The following is a 9957-nucleotide window of genomic DNA, read 5'->3' on the forward strand; positions in this document are numbered from 1 at the left end:
GATCGAACGGGCAAACGAAGAGACCACCGACGCAACGCGCCGGTGGTCCCATAACTGGCAATCCAGGTGGTCCCATCACCCTGGCAAAAATCAGGTCACACTGGTCCCAAGCTCATGGCAAACGACAAGATGACTTCGGCTGCGCTCGCACCCGCACGAATTTTCACCGGAGGCACGAGTTAGCAATGCCGAATCCTTCACCAAGGATGCAATTCAAAACTGCATCGACTATTGCTTCTGTAATGGATTTCAGCAGTCATTACTTGCCGGCCCGGATATTTCGCAGGGTCGAACAACCGCACGACGCGGTTCACGCTCACTCCAGAACAATTCGAGTGATGTGTAGACAAGTCTCAAGGGTTTCGAATTCTGCCGCAGCGACGAAGGCTTCTCGCGTTACTGCCCGTCCAGCGCGGCCCGATCACGCTGGCAATGCTTGAGCTTGACCCGAAAGCTTCGCCGAGGATCAGCGGTGCCCGAGCACGTCAGCATTTGCCAACGTTTGCGCCTCAGCGGCCAGCGCCGAAGCCCGGTTGGCATACCCAATGGCCTCGGACTCGTTGGTTGCTTGCTTGCCATGCGCCGCCGCCAGATGCCGTTTCGCCTCTTCAAGTCGGGTTCGGGCCTCGGCGCCGATACTGGTGCGATGCCTTGCGACATAGTCGGAAATTTGGCGCAATCTGGCGTCCGCCCGGGCCAGCGCCTGCCCCAAGTCTTGCTCGGGTACCTCAAGGTTGCCGTAGACATCGCCGCGGTCGAGCCGCCGGCGGCGCCTGCGGTAAAGCACAGCAACCACCAGGGCTAGGAGTACTACGACGAGGGCCACTGCGATCGCGATCGGCTGCCACGCCGATTTCGCGGAACTCGGTGCCTTGTTCAATCCTTCGGCCGCAGCCACCGCGGCACCGCTCCAGTCCCTGGCGGTAACCGCCGGTTCAATGTTGTTGCTGCGCACGCTGTTCAGCTCGTCTGCGGTGAGCACCTGCATCGTCGGCGGCAGGGAGAGAACGTACAACTTGGTGTTCGTGGCCACCGCCAGCAGCGCGTCCTGGTCGCCCATCGCACTGGCGACGCGGGTTCGCTCGGCCCAGTTGTCGGGTTTGAACCGGGAGAAGTTGTCGACGTAGACCACCCACAGCTGGATGCGCCGGTCGCGGTAAAGCCGGTCGATTGCCGAACTCACCGCCGCTCGGCCGGAATCGGTCAACGCGCCGGTGTTGTCGGTGATGTGACCGGTGAGCTTGGATGGCGGTAATGCCCCAGCGGGGGTCGCCGCGAGCAACCCGACAAGGATCGTCACAAGGACGGCACCGATGAGGCGGACCAAGCGCATACGGGTAACCTAGCCCGATCCGCGGATGGGCCGGCCACTCACTTGCAACGTTGTCCACGCGGGCCCGAACCCGGACCGCCGGGTGCCGCTACTGTGCGTAAATGCTTCATCTGCGGGTGATCTCGCCGACCGAGTCGAGCGATTCGGTGCTTCAGGTCCTTCGCCGCGAAGTGGGGGTGACCCACGTCGTCGTGCACCGGGAGGCGGCACTAGATCCACGGGGCGACGAGATCACCGCCGACATCGCGCGCGAATGCGCCAACGACGTCATCGACGAGCTCAAGGCGCTCGGGCTCAAACGGCAGGGAGCGATCACCCTCGATGTGGTCGACACGGTGGTGTCCACGGCGGCATACCGCGCCGAGGAAGAGGCCGACGGCGATCCCGCCGACGCGGTGATCTGGGACGAATTGGTCGAGCGCACCCGGGAAGAGTCCACGCTCAACGCCACCTACCTGACGTTTCTGACGCTGGCCTGTCTCATCGCGGCCGTCGGGGTGGTGACGGATTCCCCGGTCACGGTTGTCGGCGCGATGGTGGTGGGCCCGGAGTTCGGGCCGCTCGCCGCGCTCGCGGTCGCGATCGTGCGGCGCCGCGCCTACCTCGCTCGACGAGCGGTGCTGGCGCTGGTCGTCGGTTTCCCGTCGGCGATGTTCGTCACGGCGGTCGGCGTGCTCACCGGTGAGGCCGTGGGCTGGATCAAGCTGGGCAACACCCGGCAGCTCGAACAGGTGGACTTCATCTTTCAGGTCGGTCCGCTGTCTTTCGTGGTCGCGCTGTTCGCCGGCGCGGCCGGAATGCTATCGCTGGTTTCCGCGAAATCCTCCGCGCTGGTCGGTGTGTTCATTTCGGTGACGACCGTCCCGGCCGCCGGATTCGCGGTGGTCGCCGCCACCGTCGGCGACTGGCAGGTCGCCCGACAGTCCGCGGTACAACTCGGGGTGAACCTGGCCGGGATCGTACTGGCAGGGGTGCTGGTGCTGTGGGTCCATCTGCGTACCGGCTCACGCCGGCGGGGCGGCCCCTATCCTTGGCCAGGGGATTGATTGGCAATGCAGGACCGATAGGCTTCCATGCACTGGGCGACCGCGTCGGGCGGCACATATCTCTCCCCGTAAATGCCAATTTGCACACTGGCCGACATGCAGGCCTGCTTTTCGCTGTTACAGCTGGTCGTCGGGGTGTCCTGGGGCGCAGCAACCACGTCCGCGGGGTCGTCAGTCTCCCCTGCGGTTATACAAGGCGTTGTCGGGGCCTCGGCCGCCGCGGGCGTGGCCGCGACGCCGGCGATCGAGCAGAAAAACGTTGCTGCCAGCGCTAGCCGGGCGGCGAATATTCGAGACATCGAAGCCTCCTCACGAGACGGGGTTCAGAGCTTCCAGAAATACCCCCCCAGGTTTCGCCTCATGTAGGGCATAAAGGCGGGTGGGCGAGGGCAGAAAGTCCCTATGGCGGGAACCGGCGCGGGTCGAACATGAGCTCCATGCTTCGGGCATCTCGCGTCGCTTCGGCCATCCTGATGGCTCTCGTGGCCACCATCGCCGCGGCCTCGCCAGCCCGCGCCGATGCGTTAGCCGACCTGCTGCGCGTGCTGCCGGCGGGGTATGGCGGCAACTCCTGCAAACCGGCCGATTCGGGCGACTCGAAGGGTGCGCTAGCCGCGGTGAACTGCCGTGACAATTCGCTGCCCGGCGGCCCCACATCCGCCACCTACTGGTTGTTCGGTGACTCCAGCAGCATGTACGACGCGTTCAACGCCTACGTGAAAGGCCCGGAGTGGGCGCCCGCGACCTGCCCCGGAATGCAATCACCCGAGGCCACGGCGGTCAGAGGATCGGACGGCAAGCGGTACGGACTGATCGCGTGCGGGCGCGGTACCGGCACCGACTGGCAGATCAGAGATGGAGCTGTGGCGTGGACGCGAGACGCCGATCACTTCTTTGGCGTGGCCTACGTGGGGTATCAAGGCCAGGCGTACCCGACCAGCTTGTTCAATTGGATTAGGGCGCAACAAATCCAGAGCGACTGCGCAGCCTCCGGCGGCACGTACAGCGCCTGGAGGGGTGATGCCGGAATCAATTACTCACATTGTTGCTTCAAAGGCAGCGACGGCAAGCAGTTCTGCGACGAGTACGTCGATGGGGCTTATCAGGGGCGCTCGCCGGGATGACCGTTTACCGGTTCGGCTGGGCTGGTTGGTGCGGGCCTGGTAGTCCGGTCCGCAGCCTGGGCGACGGCTCCGGGCGCTGCACCCGGGTGCTGACCGCTTGGATCCTGGCGCAGGTCGCGGCCTTAACCGTGGCGGCCTGCGCTTCGACAACCAGGACGACGCAGAATCCGACCACACCAGCACCGTTGACGCTGAGCACCGCGACGAGCGGCCCTTCGCAGGCCGCGCTGTTCTACACGAAGGCCGGTTCTCTCTACATCAGCGCCCCCGCCGGTACGCGGGGCCGCAAGCTCACCACCGGACCGGCGGATACCGACCCGGCGCCATCCCCCGACCTCGCGCATGTGGCATACATTCACAAGGCCAAAGCCTCCGACTACGGCGGCGAGCTGTGGGTTCTCGATCTCTCGCCGGAGCACGCACCGCTGGCGGCGCCGCGCCGACTGGTCGACCCGGCTGCGCTTCCGCCGAGATACGGCGGCCAGGGATCGGGCGATGCGCGCACGCCGATCGTGCACCCGCGCTGGTCTCCCACCGGCAACCGGGTCGCCTTCCTCGAGGCCGGCGAAGGGGGCGGCTTCCTCCTCGTCGCTGATGCCGCAAGCGGTGCTGTTGTATCGCCACAGCAGCGACTGTTCGCCGACGACGGGTACGCGTGGGCTCCCGACGGCCAACACATCGCCTGGACGGGCGGGCGCAGCGACGTGTCCCCCGTCGACGTCAACGTCCTGGCTGTGGGAGCAACCTCAACGCCCGTCGTGAAAGACAGCAACGCCTATTCCGTGGCCTACGACCGCGGGGGCCAGGCGATCCTGTTCACCAACGGCAACGCCTCCGGTGAGGGTTACGCCGGGATCCCGTTCGCCCTGCGCGACGCCGGCGTCTACTCCGCCACACCCGGCGGGGCACCCACCAATCCCCCGGCCCCACCGATGTCGCTCTTTAACGGGCAGGGATCCTACACAGACATTGCGGCATTGTTCTCCGGCGCAATCGCATTCACCGAAGCGAGTACGGACGGATCATCGAAGACCATTCAGATTCTCGATCCACAGTTAAGGCTGTCCGGCACAACGATCCCGAACGTGGCAGCCGATAGTCCGGGGCCGGTATGGGGACCGGGCGATGTCGTCGGCTACCTCGACGCATCCTCCGGAAAGCACCTCATCGTCACCGATCTTTCCAACCGCACGCCCAAGCAGGTCGACACGGGTGTGGACGCTTTCGCATGGGCGCCACAGCACAACAGCACGAGTGGACCGAGGTAACCGACACTTTCTGGACCGCCGCGGGTCGATGACGTTCGGGTCACCCACCGAACGTCATCGTCTTGGCCGGCGACACTTGGAAACCTTGCGTACGGCCGGCAAGGGTGCCATAGCAGGCCACGCCTCCGGTGATGGCCATGCAGGTGGCGCCGATCCCCTTCACCCGGTGCCCGACCGGTAGTTGCTTTATTGTGCCGGGGTAGTCCGGGTTGCTGAATTTCGGACTGTCCGTGCGCCGGATGCCGGGGGCACCCGGCAGTTGCGCGAAAATCTCGTTTTCGCCACCGCTAACGCCGGGAAGCGTTCCGTCACAACCGATTTCACCTCCACTAAAGATGCGGATCGAGCAGGTAAGACCGCCTTCGACCGTGAAGACGGGGAACATGTTCTTGGGACCGCTACCCACGACGTAGGTGTCGTCACCAACGACGAAATCGTTGGGATCGGGAAAGCCCGGTGGCAGACCTTCCGTCGCGGGACCGATACCGGTGCCCGCGGCAGTGATAACCATCCACTGGGTCACCGGAGTCCCCTTCGTGCACAACGTGGTTGGCCCGGAGCCGACAGCACATTCGAACTCCCCGTAGGCGATTTTCGACCCTTCTGCCAGACCCGAAGCGGCACGACCGGCCGGTGCAGCGAATAACGGATTCGACGTTGCGTGAAAGCCCCGCGAGTTGACATCGGCAGCCAGCACGATTTCGTCGACCTCAGCCGGCGTCGCAGGCAGCCGTCCATCGCAGCCGGCCGTTGTGATCGCCGGCAGGATCGCGCACTGCAGCCCGTCGGGAGTTCGGAAGTACGCCACACCATTTGCGACGAAATCGTCAGCTGGCACCGTGCGGTAGCCACTCAGGTCCGGCATCGCCGGCGGCTCACCATGCGCCGTCCCCCCGCTCACCGCTGCCGCGAGGCCAAGGAGAACGGCGAGAAAAACTGGGAATCGCATTGCTCATTAGTAGAGCACCAAATCCTGCCACACCATCCCGGAAAACGATGGTGACTCGCCGAGTTCTCCTGAGCCCGATCTCGCGTGCAATCCCGCGCCAACCGCCTCGGCGATTCATGTCATAGTCATATTTATCTGCGGGCCAAATCGTGCGATTATGGGCCTCTTCACATCGTCCGACGGGCCGCAAAGTTGCCGGATTGGAGGACCATGATGTCTTACCTAGTCGCTGCGCCGGATGTGCTGACGACAGCCGCGGCGGATGCAGCCGGTATCGGCTCCACGATCAGGGCGGCGAATCTGGCGGCTTTGTCGCCGACCAGCACGCTGATGGCTGCTGGCGCCGACGAAGTATCGGCCGCGATTACCTCGCTGTTTTCCGGCTACGCCAAGGAATATCAGGCGCTCAGTGCGCACGTAGCGGCGTTTCACGAGCAATTTGTCAGGGCATTGAGCAACGCCAGCTTGGCCTATGCGGCCGCGGAGGCGGCCAATGTCAACCCGCTGCAGACCCTGATCGACGACGCCCTGGAGGCGATCAATGCGCCCACGAACTTCCTGTTGGGGCGGCCGCTGATCGGCGACGGGGTAAATGCCCTGCCCGGCAGCGGGCAGCCCGGTGGCGACGGCGGGCTCCTGTGGGGCAATGGCGGTACCGGCGGGTCGGGTCCGGTCGGCCAGCGGGGAGGGCCCGGCGGCAGTGCCGGGTTGATCGGTAACGGCGGAGCCGGCGGCATCGGCGGTATCGGGGGCGGGGCCGGCGGGATCGGCGGCACGGGTGGCTGGTTGCTGGGCAATGGCGGTGCCGGCGGTACCGGCGGGGTCGGATTAGGACCTATCGACGCCGGGACCGGAGGGTTGGGCGGGCGAGCGTTGTCCTTGTTCGGCGCGCCGGGAGCCATGGGCAGCACCGGGGAGCATCCGGCCGTCCTGTCGGTGTCTCAAGCACAGGTCCTTGCTCTGCTTTCGATGGCGCCGGATGCGAATTTCTTGTTGATCGGCACGGACGGCACGAATCTGGCGGCAATCCTGGCCGACCCCGCTGGCACACCGAACTTCCACGCGCTGATGCAACAAAGCGTCACCTCCGCATCGACCATCGTCGGGCACACCAGCGTCTCCAACCCCTCGTGGACCACCATGCAGACCGGTGTGTGGAGCGAGACGGCCGGCGTGACCAACAACGTCTTCACCCCATGGACATACGACACCTGGTCAACCGTGTACAACCAGCTCGAGGGCACTTGGGGCGATCAGGTCAACACCACGGTCATCGGCAACTGGCCCGTCATCACCGACATCGCCGGCGCAGGCACATACCCGGCCGACCACATCGAATTTGTCCCGCAGATCGCGGGCGACACGAACTGGATAGCGACGCAGAATCTGGTCGGCCAAAAATCTCAGGCCGCGATTCTGGCCGCCGATCCAAGCAAGGGCAATCTCATCTTCTCCTACTTCGTAGGGGTCGACGAAAACGCCCATATGTACGGCGGAGATTCGCCACAGTACCAAGAGGCTATTCGGAACATGGACTACAACCTCGGTCGGCAACTTCCTACAAGTATGGGCGGTTCAGGCCTGCTAGGAGCGGTAGCCGACTGGGAGCAGGCCAACCCCACCGAGCAGTTCTCCACGCTCGTGGTCACCGACCATGGTGAAACCGGACCCCAAAACTTCGGCCTCACTCATGGCTTCCAATCGCCCCGTGAGACAGCGACATTCCTGATCTTCGATCAGGCCTTCAACGATGTGAGAGACGGCTATATCAACAACTCGTGGCAAATCGTCAGCACGACGCCGACGATCATGGACCAATTCGGCATTCCGCCGCTGCCGTATATGCAGGGCGCGCCGCTGACGTCCGTGGCGTTCGACGGCACCTACGTTGATCCCGGTCCCAACCTGTTCAGTGTCCTCGGCGCCGATTTCGCCGGACAGGGGTATCCCGACATCGTGACCAACCTGAGTCTGGGGTCACGCACGCTGGCGGCCGGCATTCCGTACTTCGTGTACGCCCCGATACAAAACATCGTCGATGCGGTGCCCGGCTTCTTACAGCTACCCGTCTCATGGCTCGGCGCTGCGTTCTACCAGTCGCTTAACATCCCCGCACAGATCTGGGTCCGGCTCACCGGTGTGACCGGCAACCAAATCATCCCGCCCGTTCTCAATCCATTCCTCACCTAGCTACTTCGAACCGTGCCTGCGGCGCCCCGGGGGGACCCGTCGCGCCCGGTAAACGCTGCGCGACAAGCCTCGGCAGCTCTCCGGGCAAGGCACGGTGTGGCCAACCAAGCCAACGGATCGGGCCAGTTGTCGTTAACGCTCTAGGTGACGCATCTGCGGAGGGGAGATCGGGTTTTGAGCAAGCTGGGCAAATTCGTGTGGGGGATCGCGGACCAACCGCGTGGCGTATACAAGCCGCACCAGTACGGCGGAGGGATCCTGCCGTTTACGATTCTGCGGCGCCTCGACTGTGTCCTGGAACCCACTCGCGACGAGTTCCGGGCGCTGGCCACCAAGTACACCGGCGGAGCACTGGATGTCCAGGTGAAACGCAGGACCGGGCTCGGACTTTACAACACCAGCGCCTTCGCCTTCCCCCGTTTGCTGGAGGATCCCGAAGGCCTGCGGGCCAACCTGGTGGACTGCATCAGCGGGTCCGGCCAACATCGACGTGTTCGAGCGGTTCAAGTTCGAAAATGAGCTGGCAACCCTGGACGAAAAGAGCCGGCTGTGTACCTGGTGACGTCGAAGTTCGCCGAAGTCGACCTGCACCCGGACACGGTGCCCAACGCCGAGATGGGTGACCTCTTCGAGTACCTGATCTACAAATTCGCCGAAGCCTCCAACGAGGAAGCAGGCGAGCACTACACACCCCGTGACGCGATCCGGCTCATGGTGGACCTGCTATTCGCCGAGGACAACAAGGCCCTCCTCGAGCCCGGCACCGTCCGCACGATCTACGACCCCACCGCCGGCACCGGCGGCATGCTGTCGGTCGCCGAGGAACGGTTGCTGGAACGCAACCCCGATTCCCGGCTGCGGTTGTATGGGCAGGAGATCAACGACCAGTCGTACGCAATCTGCAAGTCCGACATGATCGCCAAAGGACAGGATGCCGGCAACATTCGGTTCGGCGACACCTTGGCCGATGACCAGTTTGGGACCGCACCTTCGACTTCTGTATGTGCGGTGAATTACCGGCCGACCAGTTCGTCGTGCACCGGTGGGCCGGTCTTGGCGTCCTTACCGCGTTTGCGCTTGCCGAACGCACTCCAGCAGCCGTTGTCCGAACAGATCCGCCAGCCGGTGCGCGCCGCCATCGACAGACCAGCCTCACCGGCCTCATCGACCAGGAAGCGATAGCCGAACTCCGGATCATCTCGGTGAGCATCGAACAGGGCGTTGGCGCGGTTAGGCCTCAACGAGTTCGGCATCGGTGACTGGCTGGGCCACGCCATCGTCGCGGTTGCGGGCCACGCGTACGACGTCGTCGCGAAACTCGTGGGGATAAGGCCTGGGCACAAGGACATCCCGCCAGCCCGCCCTTCAGGGCAAGCCAACTCAGATGTCACCTATCCGTGCAGCTGACCCAACAGCCCTTGATCTGGACTTTCAACTGTGGGGCGGGCGGGGCTCGAACCCGCGACCAACGGATTATGAGTCCGCGGCTCTAACCAACTGAGCTACCGCCCCCGGTGCTAACTAGCTGTGGATATTGTCTCCGCTTCGTCGTACTCGGGTCCTGAATACCGCAGTGATACCGCAGTGCTCTCGATCGCTTTGCCCAATGCGTCCGCTACACCAGCCAAGTCGTCGCTGAGCAAGTGCCCGTAGCGGTCAAGAGTCATGGCCGCTGTCGCGTGTCCTAGAAGCCTCTGCACGACCTTGACATTAGCGCCCGCGCTGATCGCCAGCGACGCCGTGGTGTGCCGTAGCCCGTGCGGTACAAGCCCAGTGATTCCCACAGCATTGCAAGCTTTGTCGAACGCTCGACGGTACTCCTCGATGGGCAGGTGCCCGCCTCGATGGCTGAGGTTCCCCAGAAGCGGTGGACATCTGAGATAGCGGGACGGTGGTCCCTGGAAGGATGCTCCTATGTCACGCGTTGCTGAAGTTGCCCGCGAACTGGATTTGCACGAGAACCTGCTGCATACGTGGGTCCGTGATGAACGCCGGCGGATGGCGGCGGCTGGTGGCGCGGCCCGGCCTGATCCCGGTGGACCACTTT

8 protein-coding genes, 1 tRNA gene and 1 pseudogene are annotated in these 9957 nt (G+C 64.1%); 6 read left to right on the forward strand and 4 right to left on the reverse strand.

Annotated elements, in window-relative coordinates; genetic code table 11:
* Positions 1–466 precede the first annotated feature (466 nt).
* Entirely contained in the window at positions 467–1333 is an 867-nt protein-coding gene (locus tag EET13_RS06120; protein ID WP_122441444.1) for a TPM domain-containing protein, read from the reverse strand.
* A 101-nt stretch (positions 1334–1434) separates the two neighbouring features.
* On the opposite strand from EET13_RS06120, the gene EET13_RS06125 reads away from it, so the two are divergent.
* The 3 genes from EET13_RS06125 to EET13_RS06140 all read left to right on the forward strand — a co-directional run bounded on the left by EET13_RS06125 (position 1435) and on the right by EET13_RS06140 (position 4771).
* Positions 1435–2379, forward strand: a complete 945-nt coding sequence (locus EET13_RS06125) for a DUF389 domain-containing protein (protein WP_122441445.1) — start codon at positions 1435–1437, stop codon at positions 2377–2379.
* A 437-nt stretch (positions 2380–2816) separates the two neighbouring features.
* The gene (locus EET13_RS06135) at positions 2817–3503 is read left to right on the forward strand and encodes a hypothetical protein (RefSeq protein ID WP_136623118.1); all 687 of its coding nucleotides are present in this window, start codon (positions 2817–2819) and stop codon (positions 3501–3503) included.
* Positions 3500–4771, forward strand: coding sequence for a TolB family protein (locus tag EET13_RS06140; RefSeq protein WP_122441448.1), 1272 nt, complete (start codon positions 3500–3502; stop codon positions 4769–4771). The genes EET13_RS06135 and EET13_RS06140 overlap by 4 nt, the downstream gene beginning before the upstream one ends.
* A gap of 40 nt (positions 4772–4811) precedes the next feature.
* Here the strand turns inward: EET13_RS06140 and EET13_RS06145 are convergent, their stop codons facing one another.
* A complete protein-coding gene (locus tag EET13_RS06145; protein WP_244603791.1) occupies positions 4812–5636 on the reverse strand; it encodes a hypothetical protein in 825 nt (274 codons plus the stop codon).
* Positions 5637–5933: 297 nt separating this feature from the next.
* Between EET13_RS06145 and EET13_RS06150 the strand changes: the two genes are divergently transcribed.
* Together EET13_RS06150 and EET13_RS06155 are read left to right on the forward strand one after the other, a co-directional pair.
* Positions 5934–7910 carry a PE domain-containing protein gene (locus EET13_RS06150; RefSeq protein ID WP_122441451.1) on the forward strand — a complete coding sequence of 659 codons (1977 nt, stop codon included), beginning with the start codon at positions 5934–5936 and terminating at the stop codon, positions 7908–7910.
* A 174-nt stretch (positions 7911–8084) separates the two neighbouring features.
* A pseudogene (locus tag EET13_RS06155) lies at positions 8085–8914 on the forward strand (type I restriction-modification system subunit M); the annotation flags it as partial.
* A gap of 434 nt (positions 8915–9348) precedes the next feature.
* Here the strand turns inward: EET13_RS06155 and EET13_RS06160 are convergent.
* Both EET13_RS06160 and EET13_RS06165 read right to left on the reverse strand, forming a co-directional pair.
* Positions 9349–9422: transfer RNA gene (locus tag EET13_RS06160), tRNA-Ile, on the reverse strand.
* Positions 9423–9427: 5 nt separating this feature from the next.
* A complete protein-coding gene (locus EET13_RS06165) occupies positions 9428–9826 on the reverse strand; it encodes a tyrosine-type recombinase/integrase (protein WP_122441450.1) in 399 nt (132 codons plus the stop codon).
* Here EET13_RS06165 and EET13_RS32705 point away from each other — a divergent pair.
* The coding region (locus EET13_RS32705; RefSeq protein WP_136623119.1) for a transposase at positions 9825–9957 on the forward strand (133 nt) is incomplete at its 3' end. The two genes, EET13_RS06165 and EET13_RS32705, sit on opposite strands and share 2 nt — an antisense overlap.

The organism is Mycobacterium attenuatum (assembly GCF_900566085.1).
GTDB classification, from domain to species: domain Bacteria; phylum Actinomycetota; class Actinomycetes; order Mycobacteriales; family Mycobacteriaceae; genus Mycobacterium; species Mycobacterium attenuatum.